The sequence below is a fragment of the Pseudolysobacter antarcticus genome (assembly GCF_004168365.1).
Lineage (GTDB): Bacteria > Pseudomonadota > Gammaproteobacteria > Xanthomonadales > Rhodanobacteraceae > Pseudolysobacter > Pseudolysobacter antarcticus.
This window is the reverse complement of the sequence record NZ_CP035704.1, coordinates 3,285,180-3,303,066: the sequence shown is the minus strand read 5'-3', so window position 1 is coordinate 3,303,066 and position 17,887 is coordinate 3,285,180. Positions and strand designations below refer to the sequence as shown.

The 17,887-nt window shown below is 59.8% G+C and carries 18 protein-coding genes; 4 read left to right on the top strand and 14 right to left on the bottom strand.

What is annotated here, in order from left to right; all coding sequences use genetic code 11:
• Window positions 1–248: 248 nt before the first annotated feature.
• Window positions 249–1,097, bottom strand: a complete 849-nt coding sequence (locus tag ELE36_RS14165) for an MBL fold metallo-hydrolase (protein ID WP_425480918.1) — start codon at window positions 1,095–1,097, stop codon at window positions 249–251.
• Window positions 1,098–1,245: 148 nt separating this feature from the next.
• Here ELE36_RS14165 and ELE36_RS14160 point away from each other — a divergent pair, with 148 nt between their 5' ends.
• Window positions 1,246–2,148 carry a LysR family transcriptional regulator gene (locus ELE36_RS14160; protein ID WP_129834371.1) on the top strand — a complete coding sequence of 301 codons (903 nt, stop codon included), beginning with the start codon at window positions 1,246–1,248 and terminating at the stop codon, window positions 2,146–2,148.
• Between the two features lie 55 nt (window positions 2,149–2,203).
• On the opposite strand, the gene ELE36_RS14155 is transcribed toward ELE36_RS14160, so the two are convergent.
• From ELE36_RS14155 to ELE36_RS14110, 10 genes are all read right to left on the bottom strand, one after another.
• On the bottom strand, window positions 2,204–2,920 hold the full coding sequence (locus ELE36_RS14155; RefSeq protein WP_129834369.1) for a 2OG-Fe(II) oxygenase: 717 nt from the start codon (window positions 2,918–2,920) through the stop codon (window positions 2,204–2,206).
• A gap of 11 nt (window positions 2,921–2,931) precedes the next feature.
• Complete coding sequence (ada, locus tag ELE36_RS14150; protein ID WP_343136171.1) at window positions 2,932–4,077, bottom strand: bifunctional DNA-binding transcriptional regulator/O6-methylguanine-DNA methyltransferase Ada; 1,146 nt, start codon at window positions 4,075–4,077, stop codon at window positions 2,932–2,934.
• A gap of 118 nt (window positions 4,078–4,195) precedes the next feature.
• Window positions 4,196–4,852: a pyroglutamyl-peptidase I gene (gene pcp / locus ELE36_RS14145; RefSeq protein WP_129834367.1), complete on the bottom strand. Its 657-nt coding sequence runs from the start codon at window positions 4,850–4,852 to the stop codon at window positions 4,196–4,198.
• A complete protein-coding gene (locus tag ELE36_RS14140) occupies window positions 4,849–5,838 on the bottom strand; it encodes a DUF979 domain-containing protein (protein ID WP_129834365.1) in 990 nt (329 codons plus the stop codon). Before ELE36_RS14140 ends, pcp begins: the two co-directional genes overlap by 4 nt.
• Window positions 5,825–6,553 (bottom strand): DUF969 domain-containing protein, encoded by a 729-nt coding sequence (locus tag ELE36_RS14135; RefSeq protein ID WP_129834363.1) that lies wholly within the window; start codon window positions 6,551–6,553, stop codon window positions 5,825–5,827. Before ELE36_RS14135 ends, ELE36_RS14140 begins: the two co-directional genes overlap by 14 nt.
• Complete coding sequence (locus ELE36_RS14130; protein ID WP_129834361.1) at window positions 6,550–7,326, bottom strand: LamB/YcsF family protein; 777 nt, start codon at window positions 7,324–7,326, stop codon at window positions 6,550–6,552. Before ELE36_RS14130 ends, ELE36_RS14135 begins: the two co-directional genes overlap by 4 nt.
• Window positions 7,327–7,356: 30 nt before the next feature.
• Window positions 7,357–8,352 (bottom strand): 5-oxoprolinase subunit C family protein, encoded by a 996-nt coding sequence (locus ELE36_RS14125; RefSeq protein WP_129834359.1) that lies wholly within the window; start codon window positions 8,350–8,352, stop codon window positions 7,357–7,359.
• Window positions 8,349–9,098, bottom strand: a complete 750-nt coding sequence (gene pxpB / locus ELE36_RS14120; protein ID WP_129834357.1) for a 5-oxoprolinase subunit PxpB — start codon at window positions 9,096–9,098, stop codon at window positions 8,349–8,351. The genes ELE36_RS14125 and pxpB overlap by 4 nt, the downstream gene beginning before the upstream one ends.
• A gap of 16 nt (window positions 9,099–9,114) precedes the next feature.
• Entirely contained in the window at window positions 9,115–9,549 is a 435-nt protein-coding gene (locus tag ELE36_RS14115) for an HIT domain-containing protein (RefSeq protein ID WP_129834355.1), read from the bottom strand.
• Window positions 9,550–9,559: 10 nt separating this feature from the next.
• On the bottom strand, window positions 9,560–10,225 hold the full coding sequence (locus ELE36_RS14110) for a dienelactone hydrolase family protein (RefSeq protein WP_129834353.1): 666 nt from the start codon (window positions 10,223–10,225) through the stop codon (window positions 9,560–9,562).
• 160 nt (window positions 10,226–10,385) lie between these two features.
• Between ELE36_RS14110 and rimO the strand changes: the two genes are divergently transcribed.
• Window positions 10,386–11,717: a 30S ribosomal protein S12 methylthiotransferase RimO gene (gene rimO, locus ELE36_RS14105; protein WP_129834351.1), complete on the top strand. Its 1,332-nt coding sequence runs from the start codon at window positions 10,386–10,388 to the stop codon at window positions 11,715–11,717.
• A gap of 47 nt (window positions 11,718–11,764) precedes the next feature.
• Window positions 11,765–12,625 (top strand): DUF3025 domain-containing protein, encoded by an 861-nt coding sequence (locus ELE36_RS14100; RefSeq protein WP_129834349.1) that lies wholly within the window; start codon window positions 11,765–11,767, stop codon window positions 12,623–12,625.
• 16 nt (window positions 12,626–12,641) lie between these two features.
• Here the strand turns inward: ELE36_RS14100 and ELE36_RS14095 are convergent, their stop codons facing one another.
• The 3 genes from ELE36_RS14095 to ELE36_RS14085 form a co-directional block, all read right to left on the bottom strand.
• On the bottom strand, window positions 12,642–13,748 hold the full coding sequence (locus ELE36_RS14095; RefSeq protein WP_165371618.1) for a GGDEF domain-containing protein: 1,107 nt from the start codon (window positions 13,746–13,748) through the stop codon (window positions 12,642–12,644).
• 227 nt (window positions 13,749–13,975) lie between these two features.
• Window positions 13,976–14,482, bottom strand: a complete 507-nt coding sequence (gene greB / locus ELE36_RS14090; protein WP_129834345.1) for a transcription elongation factor GreB — start codon at window positions 14,480–14,482, stop codon at window positions 13,976–13,978.
• Window positions 14,483–14,486: 4 nt separating this feature from the next.
• Window positions 14,487–15,983: a helicase HerA-like domain-containing protein gene (locus ELE36_RS14085; protein ID WP_129834344.1), complete on the bottom strand. Its 1,497-nt coding sequence runs from the start codon at window positions 15,981–15,983 to the stop codon at window positions 14,487–14,489.
• 172 nt (window positions 15,984–16,155) lie between these two features.
• On the opposite strand from ELE36_RS14085, the gene ELE36_RS14080 reads away from it, so the two are divergent.
• Window positions 16,156–17,868 carry an Ig-like domain repeat protein gene (locus ELE36_RS14080; protein ID WP_129834342.1) on the top strand — a complete coding sequence of 571 codons (1,713 nt, stop codon included), beginning with the start codon at window positions 16,156–16,158 and terminating at the stop codon, window positions 17,866–17,868.
• Window positions 17,869–17,887 lie beyond the last annotated feature (19 nt).

The following is a 17,887-nucleotide window of genomic DNA, read 5'->3' as shown; positions in this document are numbered from 1 at the left end:
CGATCAGCCATCGACACCGTGCCATAAAAACGATTTCGGCTGGATCAAAACCTATCGTCTAGAAATGCAAGCTTTGCGTCGTGCGATTCATGCCACTTCGCGTGCTGGTTGCGACTACCGAAAAAGACGGGGCGTCATCGGGAAGACACAGATGCGTGAAAGCAGCGCAAGCCGATTACGTCATCGCAATCGGCTTGCAGCGTGGTCAGTGCCAACCCGGCACAATCGCCGATACCGCAGTCAACCGCTCAGGGCCATTGCATTTCGCCCTTGCTGACCTTGGCGCTCAGTTCAAGCGAGGCTTGTCCGCGCAGTGCCGGGTAACGTTTCTGCATCGCTGCGATCAATGCGGCGGAATCTTTCGCGGTCGCGGTTTCCGCGTCGTAAGCCTTGATGTAATCGCGCGTGAAATACACGGCCTCGATGGTCTGTGCCGCACCCGCCGCGAAATGTCCGGGTACGACCACGCTAGGACTGAGCTTTTCGATGTGCGCAAGGGTAGCCAGCCATTCTGTGTGCGATTGCGGCGTTTGCGTATCCGCCATCCATACATATTCGCCGGCAAATACCGGGATGCCGCCCACTACTGCCTTGAGCGGAGCGATCCATACAAACGTGCGGTCCGGCGTCGCACCATCCAGTCCGATGATCGCGAGTTTGCGGCCTTCCAGTTCGATGCTGTCGCCATGCACGGGTTCGGGCACGATGATCTGTTGCGGCGCATTGGCGCCGAGAATCGGTCCCCAGTAAGCGAGCTTCGCGGTTCCGCTGGCCTTGATATGCGCGATCGTCTGCGGCGTGGCGAGGATCTTTGCCTGCGGAAAAGCCGCATGAATTGTATCGAGGCCGAAATAGAAATCCGGATCGCCGTGACTGATATAGACCGTGGTCAGGTTTTTGCCGGAGGCACGAATTTTATCGACCAGTGCCCTGGCGTCCGCCTTGGCGAATTGAGCATCGATCAATACCGCATCGTGTGCGCCTGCAACGAGCGTCGAGGATACCTGGAAGATCGCCCTGTCGCCGGGGTTGTAAACGTCCAGCGTCAGCTTGGTTTCTGCAGCCTGCGCCAGCATCGCAGTGCCAAACATCAGCATGCCGCCAAACAACTGCGCGAGTTTTGTTCTTGTTGCCATGAGCTGTCTCCATTGGTGTGAGTGAGTCCAGCATGCGCCGATGGATTGATTGGATAAATAGCAAGGACTAGAATTTAATGTCGCGTTTTTGTGAACAATGAAATTCATCATGGCAAATCAAGACGTCAATCTGAATCGGCTCGCAGTCTTCGTCGCACTGGTGGATGCAGGATCATTCACCGCCGCGGCGCAGCGTCTCGATACCACCAAGTCACGAGTCAGCCAGCATTTGGCCGCGCTGGAAAAGGAGCTGGGCGCATCGTTGCTGGTGCGCAGCACGCGCCGCATGGCGCTGACTTCCGCAGGCGCACAATTCCATGCCGACAGCGTGCATATTCTCGAACAGGCACACGCAGCGATCGCCCGCGTGGGTGTGCAGTCGGCGATACCGTCCGGGCTATTGCGCATCACTGCCGCCGGTGATTATGGCGCTGCCGTGGTAGCCCCGGCGCTAACTTCTTTTCTGCGACGCTATCCGCAGCTCAAGGTCGATCTGGTGGCGACCGATCGTGTCACCGATCTGATCGCCGAGCACTTTGATTTGTCGATACGCGTTGGCTGGTTGCGTGATTCGGGTCTGCGCGCAGTGCGCCTGACGTCGTTCCGTCAATGTCTGGTTGCATCACCCGCATATCTCGCCGAACACGGCACGCCGAAGCGTCTCGACGATTTGCCGCGGCAGCGCTGGATCGAACTCAGCGTGTTGCGCTCGCCGCTGCGCTGGACGTTCAGTGCGCCCGACGGCAAACAGCGCAGTGTGCGTGTGCAATCCGGTGTGCAGGCGAACAGCGCCCTGAGCGTACATGCGTTTGTCCTGGCCGGAGCTGGAATGTCGGTGTTGCCCGATTATCTGGTGCAAGGCGACGTGCGTGCCGGTCGACTCGTGGTTTTATTGCCGCGCCATCGCCTGCCCGACGGCGGCATCTTCGCGGTCTATCCCGAGCGCCAGCCATCCGCAAAAGTGCGCGCTTTCATCGAGCATATGCGCGAGTTTATTGCGCAGGCGGATTGATTGTGACGCTCAGCGGTCAATGTTCCGCTTGGTTCAACTGGACCAAGTCATACGACTATCGCGCATCATGAAAAATAACGCCCAGCGTATGTCGATGTCCGCTATGGAGTCGGCTCACGCCGTGGCGCATGTTGACCCGATAGTTGCCGCGTGTGCCTTGCACGGGGCGATGATGCACGGCGAAGATCACGCCATCACTGCGTCGCAATGGCACGACTTCGGCACGGGACTGCATGCGCGGTCGTTGTTCGGTCAGCACGAATTCGCCGCCGCTGAAATCCTGGCCGGGTTGCGAGAGCAGAAACGCTGCCTGCAGCGGAAATACGTGTTCGCCATACAGATCCTGATGCAGGCAGTTGTAGTCGCCTTGTTTGTACTGCAACAGCAACGGCGTCGGCTTGTTCTGTCCGGCATCATGGCAACGCGCGAGGAAGGTCTCGTGTTCCTGCGGGAAGCGCACATCAATGTCCATGGCCTCGTTCCACAGGTTCGCAATATGCGCCAGCGGCGCATACAAACCGCTGCGCAAAGTAGCGACGATTTCCGGCAACGGGTAAGCAAAATATTTGTACTCGCCACGCCCGTAGCCATATCTTTCCATGACGACACGGTTGCGAAATATTTCCTGCAGCGAATAACTTTGCGTCAATGCGCGGCAATCGTTTTCGTCGAGAATATTTTCGATGACGGCGTAACCGCATAAGGCCAGACTGCCGACAATTTTTTGCCAATCCAATGCCGCCAGTCGCTGCGCGATTGGTAGTTCGCACATCGTGATCGCACTCACAAGGCGGCCTCGTATTCGAGCAACGCGCGCTTGCGTTCCACGCCCCAACGATAGCCGGATAACGCACCGTCGTTGCGCACCACACGATGACACGGAATCGCCACGGCGAGCCGATTGGCGGCACATGCCTGCGCGACCGCGCGCACCGCCTTGGGCGAGCCGATGCGTTTTGCGATCTGCGCATAACTGGCAGTCGAGCCGATCGGGATTTCGCCCAGTGCTTGCCACACGCGCTGCTGAAACGCCGTGCCGCGCACATCCAGCGGCAAGTCCAAACCCAATTGCGGTGCGTCGACAAAACCCACCACCTTGGCCATCCATTGCTCGAACTCGGCATCGCCGCCGAGCAACGTGGCTTGCGCAAAACGGTCTTGCAGATCATGCACGAGGATGCCGGGATCATCACCGAGCAGGATCGCGCAGATGCCTTTTTCACTCGCCGCCACGAGGATCGAACCCAATGAACATTCACCTGCGGCGAAGCGGATCGAGGCACCATCGCCACCGGCGCGGAAGTCGCGCGGGGTCATGCCGAGCACTTTCGCCGAGGTCGCGTAAAAGCGCCCGCTCGAGTTATAGCCGGCGTCGTAAATCGCATCGGTGACCTTGCTGTTGCGTGCGAGTTGTTCGCGGATACGATCGCTGCGATGCGCTACTGCATAGGTTTTAGGCGTGAGTCCGGTGAAGCTTTTGAACACGCGGTGGAAATGAAAACGACTCATGCCGACGGCAGTCGCGAGTGTATCGAGTGCGGGCATTTCTGCTGCGGTTTCGATCAGCCGACATGCTTGCGTGACCGCGGCGGCCTGGCGCTCAGCGAGCGCGGCTTCATTCGGACGGCAACGTTTGCAGGCGCGAAAACCGGCAGTTTCTGCCGCCGCGCAACTCGCATGAAAGCGCACGTTTTCGCGTCTTGGTAAACGCGCCGCACACGATGGACGGCAATACACCCCGGTCGTGCGCACCGAATAAAAGAACAGACCCTCGGCGGCGGAATCGCGTTCGACTACCGCCGTCCAACGCTCGTCATCGCTGCGAAATGTCGAGACAGCCGAAGCACTTTCAATCGGATCGAATTTGTTCTGATTGGACTTCGCCATATCGGATTTCATCACACGCGTTTCGATCAGCACAGAATTCATGGACCTTGCTCCTCTATCAACGTGGCAGCGTTTGCCCGTTTTCCAAGGTGCCACTTTAGGCCGAGGCAAATATCGTCACACTCCGTCTCTTGCTTTTGAATTCGATCGGCGCGACAGATTAGTGTGTGGCGCCGCCGCTGATAATGCGCGCGATGTTTGGTTTCAATGCGGTTTCGACGATCGCGCGAATCGCGGCAATCTGCATATCCAGCGCCATGCTCGCAGCGTCGTTGTGCAGCAGCGCTTGCTGCGGCAGATACGGTACATGCACAAAACCGCCGATCACCGCTGGATAACGCGTTGCCAGCAAATGCGCGAGACCGAAAAACACCTGATTGCAAACGAAGGTGCCGGCGCTGTACGAGATAGCAACTGGGATGTCGAGTCCGCGCAAATGCAGCAGCAGCGCTTTCAGCGGCAGGCTGGAAAAATACGCGGTCGGCGCATCCGCGATCACCGCTTCGTCGATCGGTTGCGCACCCGCATTGTCAGCGATGCGCGCATCGATCAGATTGATCGCGACTCTTTCCAGCGAGATTTCGCTGCGACCGCCAGCCAGCCCGAGCGCTACCAAAAGCGCCGGATGATGCTGTTCGATCAACGTTTCGAGCGAGCTCGGCGCGCGTGCGAATTCGGTCGGCAGCACCGCGCCGACGATACGCATGCCATCAATAATTTCACCGTGCAGTTTGCGCGCGATTTCCGCTGAGGGATTAAGCGCATCGTCGGCGAAAGGCGCGAAGCCGGTAATAAGCGCGATGCGCGGCTTTTTCATCGGAAAGCCAGCAGATACATCAGGATGATATTGACCAGCAGCAGCGACAACGCGGTGGGAACTTGCGCGAGAATCACGCCGTTGCGATCCTTCAATTCCAGCAGCACCGCCGGCACCACGTTGTAGTTCGCCGCCATCGGCGTGAGCAGGGTGCCGCAATAACCGCACAGCATGCCGAGCGCGCCGATGATCGCCGGACTGGCGTGATGTTGCAGTACCAGCAGCGGCAGGCCGATGCCCGCGGTCATCACCGGAAACGCGGCGAACGCATTGCCCATCACCAGCGTGAAAAACACCATGCCAAGCGCGTACGCAAGCACGCAGGCGAGGCGCATATCCACCGGCACGACATACGCGACCAAGGCAGCGATATTGTCGCCGACACCCGCCGCGATAAACACGCCGCCAAGGCTCGCCAGCACCATCGGCAACACCGCCGCCCAGCCGAGCAGATCGAGCAGGCGCGTGCCTTCGGTCAATGCGGTGCTTGCGGGCGAACGCGTCATTCGCAGGCCAACCGCGAGTGCGATCAGACACGCGATGCCCAACGCCAGCAACGTGAATTGTCGCGCATCGAACAGCGCCCAATCGCCCCAGCGCAATGTTTGGCCGAACAACACCAGCAATAAGGTCAGCAGCGGAATCAGCAAGGCCGGCACGAACAAACGGTTGCCGAGTATTTTTGCGGACTCGCTACGCTGCTCGCTCACGTCGGCATTTTTATCCGTCTCGGCGCTGCGGCGCAAACCGCCGCTGCCAGCGATTGCGGCAAGCAGGATCACGCCGCCGCCCATCGCTTGTGCCGGCCAGACGATGCCGGCTTTTAATGCCGATTCGATACTGTCACCGGCAAAAAAAGCGATCGCGATGATGCTCCAGAATAATGCACCGAGCACACAGCGCGGTTCGTTGCTGCGCCACTTGCGCCACGCCGCAGCGGCAAACAGCAGGCCGGCGATCCAGTAGATGAATTCAATGCGCAGCATCGATTTTCACAGTGGCATTTTCGGTCGCCGAAATCGCGTTGTCGGCCTGATGTTTTCGGCGCAATCCGCGTTCGTAGAATTGCAGACGCAAGGCCTGCAGCACGAATGCCGCGAGCGCGGTCGGCGCCGCCCAGATCGCGATATCCAGCGGCTCCAGCACGATCTGGTTGGCCGCAAAAAAGCCCTGGATCAACAGTACGGCGCCGAGCGCGATGAATACGTCCTCGCCGAAGAATAGGCCGATATTGTCGGTGGCTGCAGCGAGCGCGCGGATCTGTTGCTGTTCGTCGTCGGAAAGCTCACCGACCGAACGTTCGGCGGCGGCTTCGGCCATCGGTGCGACCAGCGGGCGCACGGTCTGCGCGTGACCGGCGATCTGGGTCAGGCCGAACATGCTGAAGATCTGCCGCACCGCGAGATACGCGATCAGAAATCGGCTCAGGCTCAAGCTTCGAAAGCCCGCGATCCAGGCATGCGCGTGTTCCTTCAATCCGGCGCGCTCGAGCACGCCGATCACCGGCAAGGTCAATGCGATCAGCAGCAGGCCGCGATTCGCGACAAAGGATTTTCCGAACAAGGTGAGCAATTCCGGCAGCGCGATGTGTGCGGCAAAACCGCTGACCAATCCGGCGCCAACCACCACCAGCACCGGATTCAGGCGCAGCACAAAACCGATGATGACAACGGCAACGCCGAGCAAGGGCCAGTAGTTCATGCGCCCGCTCCGTCGAGTGTGCGTACCCCGATACCGGCCTGATCGAGCGCGGCGCGCAGGCGTTCAGCAAACATCGCAGCATCGGCACGGTCGCCATGCACACAAATCGTATCGGCTTGCAGCGACAGAATTTTGCCGTCGCGCGTGGTCACGTTTGCTTGAGTGACGATGCTCAACGCCTGCGCAATCGCCACATCGATATCATGAATCACGGCATCTTTTTCGCCACGTGGTGTGAGTGATGTATCAGCCTCGTAACGACGATCGGCAAATGCCTCGTGTCCGACCTTGAGACCAAGCGCAGCACCCGCCGCCGGCAATGCGCTACCGGCCAGGCCGACCAGGATCAGCGCCGCATCGGCATCACGCACGGCCTGCGCAATCGCCTGCGCCAAAGTCGTATCGCGCGCGGCCATGTTGTATAGCGCGCCGTGCGGTTTGACGTGGTGCAAGCGACTAGCCGCGGCATGTGCAAAAGCGCTGAGCGCGCCGATTTGATACAGCGTTAATGCATACGCTTCGTTCGCCGTGATGGCCATCACGCGCCGACCGAAACCTTGCAGATCAGGCAACGACGGATGCGCGCCGATCGCCACCCCCTGCGCGACCGCTGCGGCGACGGTGCGCTGCATCGTCAGCGGATCGCCGGCGTGCATGCCACAGGCAATATTCGCCGACGTGACATGCCGCAGCACCTGCGCATCCTGGCCCATCTGCCACGCGCCGTAGGATTCGCCCATGTCGCAATTCAGGTCGATGCGGGGTTTGCGCATGCGCGTACTCCTTGGGTTTTTGTCAGTCGCTCAATCGTGCAGGCGATCGGCAATCGCCAGTCGCAGACGTTCGATTTCCATTTGCTGCGCAAGATAACTCTTTTGCGCCTCGGTCAGATCGATCTCGACAAAACGCAGCGTCTGGCCGGGCCGCGCCTGTGCGAGTTTCGCGAGATCGGCGCTCGCCACGTGGCCGATGCGCGGATAACCGCCGGTGGTCGGATGCTCGGCCATCAGCACGATCGCATTACCCGATGGCGGCAGTTGCACGGTGCCGATGCTGAGACCTTCCGAGATCAATTCCAGCGGCGCGGCGAGTTGCAGGTTCGGACCTTGCAAGCGATAACCAACGCGATTCGATTCGCTGCCGATGCGAAACTCGTAAGCAAAAAAAGCACGCTGCGATTCGATATCGAGCTGCGCGAAATGTGCGCCACGCAGGGTGTGAACGACGATATTCGGATCGGCATCGAACCACGGCGCCGGATCGATCCACCACGATGCCGCGCGATATTTTTCCGCGCCTGCGTCGAGCGTGCTCCACAATCGCTGGTAGCGATCGCGATGCTGCGGTTTGCAGTCTAGGCGTGTGCCAACTTGCAAAGAACGCGAACCCAGCGCCGCATTGATATCGGCGCTGCCGCTGCCGAGCACGCTTGCCACATCGAAACCGCCGGCTACAGCGAGATAACTGCGCGCGCCGCTGTGCATGCCACCGAGCACGAGTTCGCTGCCCGCGCGCAGCACGATCGGTCGCCACAGCGGCACGGGAGATTGATCGACCGATGCCTCGATATTTGCACCGGTCAGCGCGATCAGTGCGGGCGTTTCAAAACGCAGACGCGGGCCTTGCAAGGTGATTTCCAGCGCCACGGCATTGGCCTGATTTCCGACCAGATAATTCGCGAGGCGCAATGCATTCGCATCCATCGCGCCAGCGCAACCCACGCCAAGATGTTGCGAGCCGTGGCGACCGCCGTCCTGCAGCGTGCTCAGCAAGCCCGGCTTGAGCACTTCGATGCTCATGTGGCGCTCGTTTGCAGATGCGCGAATTCATCGGCGTCGATGGCGATAAAGCGCACCTCATCAGCAGGCGCGAGCAATGCGGGCGAGGCGCGAGCTGCATCGAACAGATGTAATGGTGTGCGCCCGATCAGATGCCAACCGCCAGGCAATTCGCCGGGATAAATGCCGGTCTGCTGACCGCCGATCGCAACGCTTCCGGCGGGCACGCGCGTGCGCGGCGTGGCGCGACGCGGCAGATGCAAACTTTCGTTCAATCCGAACAGGTACGGGAAACCCGGCGCAAAACCGAGCATCGCCACGCGGTAAGTTGATGTGCTGTGCAACGCGACGACTTCCGCTTCGGACAAGCCCGCGTGAGCGGCGACGTCGGCCAGATCGGGGCCGAATTCCGCGCCGTAGCAAACCGGGATTTCGATCAAGCGTGTGGTCTGCAAAATTTCATCGCGAGAGTCGTGCAGCAAAACGAGCAGGCGTTCGCCGATTCGCGCAAACGGCGAAACATCGATCTGCGCAGAATCATCATGCGAAAAAAACGCAGGATCGTAGTGCACGGTCAGACTCGCATACGCCGGCACGATTTCGCGCACGCCGGCGAGGTTTGCCGCGGCCAGCAGCGCCGCCGCGCGATGCACTTGCGCATTGATCCGCGCGTCGAGACGATCGCCAAATCGCACAATCAAGGCGCTGTCGCCGAGCGCTTCGAGCGACGGCGCATTTGAGTCGGTGTATTGCTGCGATCCCGGCATGTTCAGGCGCGCGGAATCATGTGTGCAGATTCAGTGCTGCGCGCAAGGCAGCGATATATTCATCGCGCGCAGCGTCGGCATAAGCGAGCGCGCTGCCGACGCCCCAGACCGGGCGCGGCCACGCGGCATCATCGGTTTGCCGTGCGATCACATGCACATGCAACTGCTCGACCACATTGCCGAGTGCGGCGATATTGAGCTTGTGCGGCGCATGCAGTTTTTGCAGCGCCTCGCTCGTGTGCGCGAGTTCATCGAGCAGGATGTGCCGATCCGCCGCGGCCAGATCGCCGAGTTCGCGTAATCGTGGCTGGCGCGGCACGAGGATCAGCCACGGGAATCGCGCATCGTTCATGAGCAACACCCGACTCAGCGCGAAATCGCCGAGCACGTGCGTATCCGCAGCCAGACGCGGGTCGAGTACGAAACGAGGATTATCGATCGTCGATTGCATATGTGTATTTTCAGTCAGCGAGTTGCTCGTCGAAAAATGCCAGCGTGCGCTGCAACGCGAGTGCCGCGCTTGGTGCATCGTAGGCGCTGCGCGCATCGCAGTTGAAACCGTGATCGGCGGGATAGACGTAGATAGCCGCGTTCGGCAACGCCGCGCGATGTTTTGCAATCGCTTCGGCCGAGATGCTGTGATCGCGCTCGCCGAAATGAAACATCAACGGCGCAGTCGGTTTTTCGTCGAGAAACGCGGTGGTGCGCGAGCCGTAATAACTCACCGCGGGTAGGCCAATGCGCGCAGCGGCAAGATAGGCCACGCTGCCGCCCCAGCAATACCCGACGACACCGATATGCCCGGCTGATTCGATCGCCTCGGCGGCGGCGGCGATGTCTTCGAGCGGCCGATCCATACCGAGTTCGGTCGCCAGCGTCTTGCCTTTTTGCATGCCGGCTTCGTCGTAACCGAGCTCGACGCCGGTTTCGATGCGATCGAACAACGCTGGCGCAATCGCGACATAACCGTGCGCAGCGAAGCGATCGACCACGCTGCGGATATGCGCGTTGACGCCGAAAAGTTCCTGGATCACGACGATGCCGCCCTTCGCTGTGCCGACCGGGTCGGCTCGATACGCGCCGATGCATTGCATGCCGCTGGTATTGAGTTGCAGATGTTGACCCATGCTGGATTCCTTGGCTTATGAACTGGCCTGCAGCGTAAGCGGTGGGCGCGGGAAGTCAATCGCGTTGTGTGACTTTGCGCCGATTCTGCGGGCCGGGAGTTCGACGCTGCGCACCCGTGCGCCTATAATGGCGCGCTCATTTCGCTAGATCGAGCCACGCATGTCGTTTGCCCAGCCCAAAGTCGGTTTTGTCAGCCTCGGTTGCCCCAAGGCGTTGGTGGATTCCGAACGCATTCTCACGCAGTTGCGCGTGGAGGGTTACGAGATCGTGCCGACTTACAACTCGGCCGACGTCGTGGTCGTGAACACCTGCGGTTTCATCGATTCGGCGGTGGAAGAATCGCTCGATGCGATCGGCGAGGCGATGGCTGAAAACGGCAAGGTCGTGGTCACCGGCTGTCTCGGTGCGCGCGCCGACATGATCCGCGAAAAATTCCCCGCGGTGCTGTCGATTTCCGGTCCTGCCGATTACGCCAGCGTGATGCGTGCGGTGCATGCGCAGCTGCCGCCGAAACACGATCCGTTTCTTGATCTCGCGCCGCCGGCTGGTATCAAACTCACGCCGAAACATTATGCGTATTTGAAAATTTCCGAAGGCTGTAATCACCGTTGCACGTTCTGCATCATCCCCTCGATGCGCGGCGATCTGGTCAGTCGACCGGTCGACCAGGTGCTGATCGAGGCCGAGAAACTGGTCAAGGGCGGCGTCAAGGAATTACTCGTGATTTCGCAGGACACCAGCGCCTATGGCGTGGACATGCGTTACGCCGAACGCGAATGGCGCGGCAAGCAATATCGCACGCGCATGACCGAGCTGTGCCAGGGTTTGAGCGAGCTCGATGTCTGGGTGCGGCTGCATTATGTGTATCCATATCCGCATGTGGATGAAGTGATGCCGTTGATGGCGGCGGGGAAAATCCTGCCGTATCTGGATATTCCGTTTCAGCATGCGAATCCGCGCATCCTCAAGCTCATGAAACGCCCGGCGCACGGCGAAAAAAATCTCGAACGCATTCGTGGCTGGCGTGCGGTGTGTCCGGACCTGACGATACGCAGCACGTTTATCGTCGGTTTTCCAGGCGAGACCGAAGCGGAATTCGAGGAGCTGCTGGATTTCCTGCGCGAGGCACAACTCGATCGCGTCGGCTGTTTCCAGTTTTCGCCAGTTACCGGTGCGCGCGCGAATGATTTGCCGGATTCCGTGCCCGATGCCGTCAAGCTCGAGCGCTACGAACGTTTTATGGAAACCCAGGCAGAGATCAGCGCCGAACGCCTGCAATACAAGATAGGTAGTCTGCAGCGCGTGCTGATCGATGAGATCAACGCGGACGGCGCGATCGGTCGTTCGACTGCCGATGCGCCGGAAATTGATGGTCATGTCGTCATTGCCGACGGCGGCAAACTCAAGCCCGGTCAGTTCGTCGACGTGAATATCGATAGCGCCGACGACTACGATCTGTTCGGCACCTTGGCACCGCGAGTATTGATGTGACCGCGATCGCAGCTGCGGAAAATTTTCGCGGTTGAGGCGGGCGCGGCATGGCTCGTTACATTGCACCGAGTCGTGAGGTCATCGCGGCGGAAACTTTTGCGCAGCCGGTGTTCGATGGCTTCGATGCTGATCGCGACTGGTTGCGCGGCGCGCAATGGCCGAGCGTCGCCGCGCTGAATGCCGAACTTGCTGCGCAAGCACAAACTCATGCACCAGCATTGAGTTTTGTCGCGCAGACGCCGGCATTGCTGGCGGACGGTTTGCATTACGAAAAGCGGATCGCCGAGTTCGGCCGTATCGCCACGCGCGAACAGAATTGGCACGATCTGCTGAACGCGATGATCTGGCTGCGTCATCCCGCGCTGAAGCGCGTATTGAACCAGCGTCAAGTGCAGGAAATCGCGTGTGTTGGCGCCAAACAACGCAGTCGTGCGCAATGCGCGCTGACGCATTTCGACGAGGGCGGTGTGATTGTTGTGCTCAATGATCCCGCGCTGCTGGCGATCTGGGATGCACACGATTGGCAGGGTTTGTTTTGGCAAAACCGTGCCGCCTGGGGCAAGAATATTCATGTGGTCGTGTTCGGTCATGCACTACTGGAACACGCGTTGAGTCCGGGCTTGTTGCTACTCGGCAAGGCGCTCGCGGTGATGATCGATGCAAAAAATCGCGACGGATTTGGTGTGGCTGGTTTGCATCGGCTTGATGCCAATGCCGCGATTGCGACGATTGCGCAAGGCATTGAACGCGGCGAATTATTAAACGATCCGCAAGAGCTGCGACCGCTGCCGTTGTCGGGTATTCAGGGTTGGCACGCCGACAATAACCACGCGGATTTTTATCGCGACGCGCCGTGTTTTCGCCCGTTGCGCGATGGCCGGATTTATCCGCCGCCGACGCGAATCTGATCGCTGCGTCAGCGGTTTAAGTTGTGCCGAAACGCGCCACCGATTCGAGTGTCGGTACTGTGTCGAGGGTCGGAGCAGCGACGCTGTAACGTCCGCGACCCAGTCGCTTGGCTTCGAGCAACGCTGCGTCCGCGCGGCTCAATACGTTTTTCAATGATTCACCCGCGCCGACCGTGCTCACGCCAATGCTGATCGATAGCGGCGTGCCCAGCGCCTGGCGTCCGCTGACCGCGACCAGCATGCGTGCGGCAACGCGTTTTGCATCTTCCGCGCCGACGCCGGGGAGTAGCGCGACAAACTCTTCGCCGCCAAAACGCCCGAGCAGATCTTCCGGCCCCATCATCATGCGCAAGGCGTCGGCGGTATCGTGCAATACCAGATCGCCGGCTTCATGGCCGAGGCGATCGTTGATCAACTTGAAGTGATCGAGATCGGCAAACAGGATCGATACCGGCACTTTGCGACTCGCGGCTTTTTCCAGCAACGGCCGCGCGAGCTCGTAGAAACGCCGGCGCGTCAGCATGCCGGTCAGCGTATCGGTATGCGCATCCTGCTTGAGCTGGATTTCCAGCATGAATTGCGCGCGCCGCGATTTTTCCGCACTGAATTGCAGGATCAAGGTGAACACGGTGGCGATGACCAGATACAGGATGTAGTGGATCCAGACGATGCGGTCGACGTCGCGCAAGAACAGGCCGGACAACGGAATGATCAGGCACGATACGACACACACCAGCAGGTGCCAGCGACGTGGCGAAAACGCGCCGACTAGAATCGGAAACATCGTGAACACCGGTAGCGACCAAATGATGCCGCCGACCGATAACGAGGTGACCGCCGCCAGCGCGGAAATCGCGCAGACGATGAAGATCAAAGTCAATTCGCGCAGGTAACCGGGCGCATTTTTTTGCTGCGATAGTCCGGCGATGATCGCCATCGGAACCACGCCGATCAGGCGCGTATACAAGGCGCGTTGGGCGACGTCAGGCTGGACGATGAAGTCCCAGAAACTGAACATCAGGTAGACGATCGGCGTGAGCAAAAAGAACAGCCGAGCGAGCGCGACAAGACGCTGCTCCTGCTGATGGTAATACTGATCGCGCAAGTTGCGCGGCACTGACATCCGGCTAATCACCCGGAGCCGGGCAATTAGCCGTCTGAACGAATTACTGACCTCGCGCATCACGACCAAACATCCCCTGTCATCGAAACGTCACGGGCACGATTATAGGTAGCGTCGATCCCTGTTCCGTGATCCGGTAGGTGTTTTGCTCATGCGCTGCGACTCCGATCGTGTTATTTGTCGACCGGTGGTGAAATTCAGGTGAGGATTTACGTTTGTTGCGGCGATCAAATCGGCGCGTCGTAGCTCACTGAAAGCACCGCGTAACTGACGCGGCCTGCAGGCAGTTCGGCCTCGAATTCGTCGTCCACGCGTTTCTTCAGCGCGGCGCGAGCGATCGGCGAATCCAGACTGATCCAGCCGAGTTGCGCGTCGGTTTCATCTGGGCCGACGATACGATATCGATACAAACGGCCGTCGTTGTCTTCGAGTTCGAACCACGCGCCGAAAAAAATCGCCGAAGGATCAGTCGGGCGTTGCTCGACGATTTTCAGAACGTCCAGGCGCTTGCTCAGATAACGCACGCGCCGGTCGATTTCGCCGAGCTGTTTTTTGCGATAGATATATTCGGCGTTTTCCGAACGATCGCCTTCGGCCGCGGCGGCGCTGAGTGCCGCCACGACTTCGGGACGCAACTTGCGCCACAAATACTCGAGCTCGGTTTTCAGCGTTTGAAAACCTTGCGGCGTGATGTACGCCGCGCTCGCTGCAACCGGTGGACGCCAGCGGCTCACCGGCTCAGCGTTTGCCCAGCAGCGAGCCGAGCACGCCGCGAATGATCTGCCCACCGGCATTGCGCGCGGCGGATTTGGCGAACGCTTCGAGCATGCCCTGACGCCGGCCGGTGCCGAGCAACGCATCGCGAATGCCGTTGGTCCAGCTTGAGCCCGCGTTTGCCGCCGGCGCCGCTGTCGAACCCTGCGACGCCGGTGCCGTCGCAGGCATGGATTGCGCGCGCTGGCTCAGCATTTCGAACGCCGATTCGCGATCGATCGCGGTGTCGTATTTCGTGCCGACTGGCGAGCGCGAACGGATGATATTGCGCTCGGCATCGCTGATCGCGCCGATGCGACAACTCGGCGCCACGATCAGCGCGCGCTCGACCGGCATCGGCACGCCGCCTTCTTGCAGCGTCGATACGAGCGCTTCGCCGACTCCAAGCTGAGTGATCGCCGCCGCGACATCGATTTTCGGATTCGGCGCAAATGTTTCGGCCGCGCTCCTGACGGCTTTCTGATCGCGCGGTGTGAATGCGCGCAATGCATGCTGCACACGATTGCCCATCTGGCCGAGAATCACCTGCGGCACGTCGTCGGGATTCTGCGAACAGAAATACACACCGACGCCTTTCGAGCGAATCAGACGCACGACTTGCTCGACGCGCTGCTGCAATGCCGCGCTGGCATCGTCGAACAACAGATGCGCCTCGTCGAAAAAGAACACCATTTTCGGAATGTCCAGATCGCCCATCTCGGGCAATTTCTCGAACAGCTCCGACAGCATCCACAGCAGGAATGTGGAATACAGTTTCGGCTTGAGGATGAGTTGATCGGCGGCGAGAATATTGACGATACCGCGACCGCTCATGTCCTGGCGCATGAAGTCGGCCAGATCGAGCGCGGGCTCGCCGAAAAACATATCGCCACCAGCTTGTTCCAGTGACAGCAGCGCGCGTTGGATGGCGCCGACGGAAGACGCATTGACGAGGCCGATGGTCTTGGAAATATCGGCGGCGTTGTCGACCACAAACGTCAACAGTGCGCGCAAGTCTTTCAGATCGAGCAGCAGCCAACCGTGATCGTCGGCGAGTTTGAACACGATTTCGAGCACGCCGGATTGCACGTCGTTGAGATCGAGCAGGCGCGCGAACAACGCCGGCCCCATTTCCGAAACCGTGGTACGCACCGGATGGCCGAGTTTGCCGTAAATATCCCAGAACACCACCGGGCTGGCCGCAGGTGTGTAATTGCTGATGCCAAGCGTATCGAGGCGCGCCTTGAGCTTGTCGCCGACCACACCGGCCTGGCTCAAGCCGGCCAGATCGCCTTTCACATCGGCCAGGAAGACCGGCACGCCGAGCCGCGAAAACCCTTCCGCCATCACGGTGAGCGACACCGATTTTCCGGTGCCGGTGGCGCCAGCGATCAGGCCATGCCGGTTGGCGTAACGCGCTTGCAGAAAAATTTCCGAAGTGCCGGACAAGGGCAGAATTTTACCGAGCAGAATATCGTTCACGCGATCGACCTCATGCGATGCCGCGAAAGTGCGGTGCCGGTGCCGATTGTAGCGGGTGTCGTGGTCGCATACGCGTTGCGCACGTCGGTATCGAGCGAAGCCGCGCGCCGATGAGACTTCTCGCCGCTGTTTTTCGCAATAACGGAAAACCACATCCGGCACGAGGTCGCACATGTTTATATTTCAGAACGCCTTGCGATTCTTTTTTCTGCTGCTCTGTCTTGCGGCGGCGAATATCGTCCGCGCCGCGTTGCCGGGCGATCTCGATCCAAGTTTTTCCGGCGACGGGATGCTCACCGAGGATATCGGTTGCGCCTTGTCCAGCTCGACCTTGATGTCGGTGAAACTGCTGCGCGATCTGCAAGGCAGTTTGTACACGATCGGTTTCTGTTCGACCGCCGCGGCCGGCAGTTCGCAGGGCAATACCGCGATCAAGATCATCAAGCTCGATGCCAACGGCAATCGTGTCACCAGTTTCGGTCACGGCGGCATTGCCACGATCGACACTACCGATTTCGACACGGCCAATGCCGCCGCGCTGGATGGCAGCGGCAATATGATCATCGTCGGCAGCAGCATCCTGTTCGATCCACAACCGGTCGAATCGTTCGGCATCTGGAAAGTGAGTTGCGACAGCGGCGCGCTGGTCGGCAGCTTCGGCAACAACGGTGCGAAAATCCTGCCGATGCACAATTACAGTCGCGCGTTCGCGGTGCTGCTGGATAGCGCCGGACAGATTTATGTCGGCGGACAAGCCGGTACACCCGATGCGGTTTTTGCGGTGGCCAAGCTCGACGGTAACGGCAATCTGGTGTCAGCGTTTGGTATCGGTGGCATGGCCACGTTCGGCACCGCGCCGAACAGTTTCAGCAATGTCGAAAGCATCGCGCTGGACAGCAGCGGACATTTGTTTCTGGCCGGCGAAACGCACTCGAATGCGAACGGCGCCAATTATGATTACGCGGTCGTGAAAATCGATGCGGTCAGCGCCGGGCCAAACATCGCATTCGGCAGCAACGGACTCAGAACATTCGACCTCGGCAACAACGATGACGATTTTCTCAATGCCGCGCTGCTCGAGGTCAGCGGCAATATTTATCTGGGTGGCGGCACGAGCACGCCGATCAGCGCCGATGAATCGGTGTTTGTCTCCGCCGTGGTCAAGCTGGATGCCACCACCGGCACCTTCGTCGGCACGTTCGGCCACAACGGCATCAAGAGCAATTTCGGTGGTGATGGCGGCATGCTTGATGCATTGGCGATCGATGCGGGCGGGCATTTGTATGGCGCCGGTACACAACTCAACACTACCGCGACCAGCAACGATCTGCTGATCGCGAAGTTCGATGGCAACGGCAATCCGCTCACCGATTTCGGCAGCGGCGGCAGCAAGGAATTTTCGATCACGGGTGCGGATGGCGCGACCGCGATGCTGCTCGACGACGCCGGCCGAATGTATGTGGCCGGCGTCGCGGAAAACGATAGCGGCGCTAGTGAAACGCCACGTGTATTTCTTGCCGCGCGTCTGTTCACCGTCGCCACCGCGGAGAGCGGCGGTAGTCTTCATGTCAGCCACACGACACTGACTTCATCGCTGAATCCGGCGCCAGCCGGCAACAGTGTCAGCTTCACCGCGAGCATCAGCACGAGCGGCGCCGCGCCTTCGGGCAAGGTAAAATTTTACGATGGCAATACGCTGATCTGCACGAATGTAACTATCGTCAGCGGACACGCGAGTTGCAGCACATCAGGCTTGATCGGTCGCATCGCCGCACATGCGATCAGCGCGCGCTACGCGGGCGATGCGAGCAATCTGGTTTCGAGCAGCGATGTGCTCGAACAGAGAATCCTCGGCGACGAAGTATTTATTGGTGGCTTCGAATGAGTGCTCAGCTGACAAACGG

Bases quoted from the DNA above. Each gene is read 5' to 3' on its own strand.
- ELE36_RS14130 (WP_129834361.1), bottom strand. From the start codon at position 7,326: ATGCGCAAACCCCGCATCGACCTGAATTGCGACATGGGCGAATCCTAC.
- ELE36_RS14140 (WP_129834365.1), bottom strand. From the start codon at position 5,838: ATGCTGCGCATTGAATTCATCTACTGGATCGCCGGCCTGCTGTTTGCC.
- ELE36_RS14115 (WP_129834355.1), bottom strand. From the start codon at position 9,549: ATGCAATCGACGATCGATAATCCTCGTTTCGTACTCGACCCGCGTCTG.
- ELE36_RS14160 (WP_129834371.1), top strand. From the start codon at position 1,246: ATGGCAAATCAAGACGTCAATCTGAATCGGCTCGCAGTCTTCGTCGCA.
- ELE36_RS14125 (WP_129834359.1), bottom strand. From the start codon at position 8,352: ATGAGCATCGAAGTGCTCAAGCCGGGCTTGCTGAGCACGCTGCAGGAC.
- pxpB (WP_129834357.1), bottom strand. From the start codon at position 9,098: ATGCCGGGATCGCAGCAATACACCGACTCAAATGCGCCGTCGCTCGAA.
- ELE36_RS14100 (WP_129834349.1), top strand. From the start codon at position 11,765: ATGGCTCGTTACATTGCACCGAGTCGTGAGGTCATCGCGGCGGAAACT.
- ELE36_RS14080 (WP_129834342.1), top strand. From the start codon at position 16,156: ATGTTTATATTTCAGAACGCCTTGCGATTCTTTTTTCTGCTGCTCTGT.
- ELE36_RS14095 (WP_165371618.1), bottom strand. From the start codon at position 13,748: ATGTCAGTGCCGCGCAACTTGCGCGATCAGTATTACCATCAGCAGGAG.
- ELE36_RS14155 (WP_129834369.1), bottom strand. From the start codon at position 2,920: ATGTGCGAACTACCAATCGCGCAGCGACTGGCGGCATTGGATTGGCAA.
- ada (WP_343136171.1), bottom strand. From the start codon at position 4,077: ATGAATTCTGTGCTGATCGAAACGCGTGTGATGAAATCCGATATGGCG.
- ELE36_RS14110 (WP_129834353.1), bottom strand. From the start codon at position 10,225: ATGGGTCAACATCTGCAACTCAATACCAGCGGCATGCAATGCATCGGC.
- ELE36_RS14165 (WP_425480918.1), bottom strand. From the start codon at position 1,097: ATGCTGATGTTTGGCACTGCGATGCTGGCGCAGGCTGCAGAAACCAAG.
- ELE36_RS14135 (WP_129834363.1), bottom strand. From the start codon at position 6,553: ATGAACTACTGGCCCTTGCTCGGCGTTGCCGTTGTCATCATCGGTTTT.
- rimO (WP_129834351.1), top strand. From the start codon at position 10,386: ATGTCGTTTGCCCAGCCCAAAGTCGGTTTTGTCAGCCTCGGTTGCCCC.
- pcp (WP_129834367.1), bottom strand. From the start codon at position 4,852: ATGAAAAAGCCGCGCATCGCGCTTATTACCGGCTTCGCGCCTTTCGCC.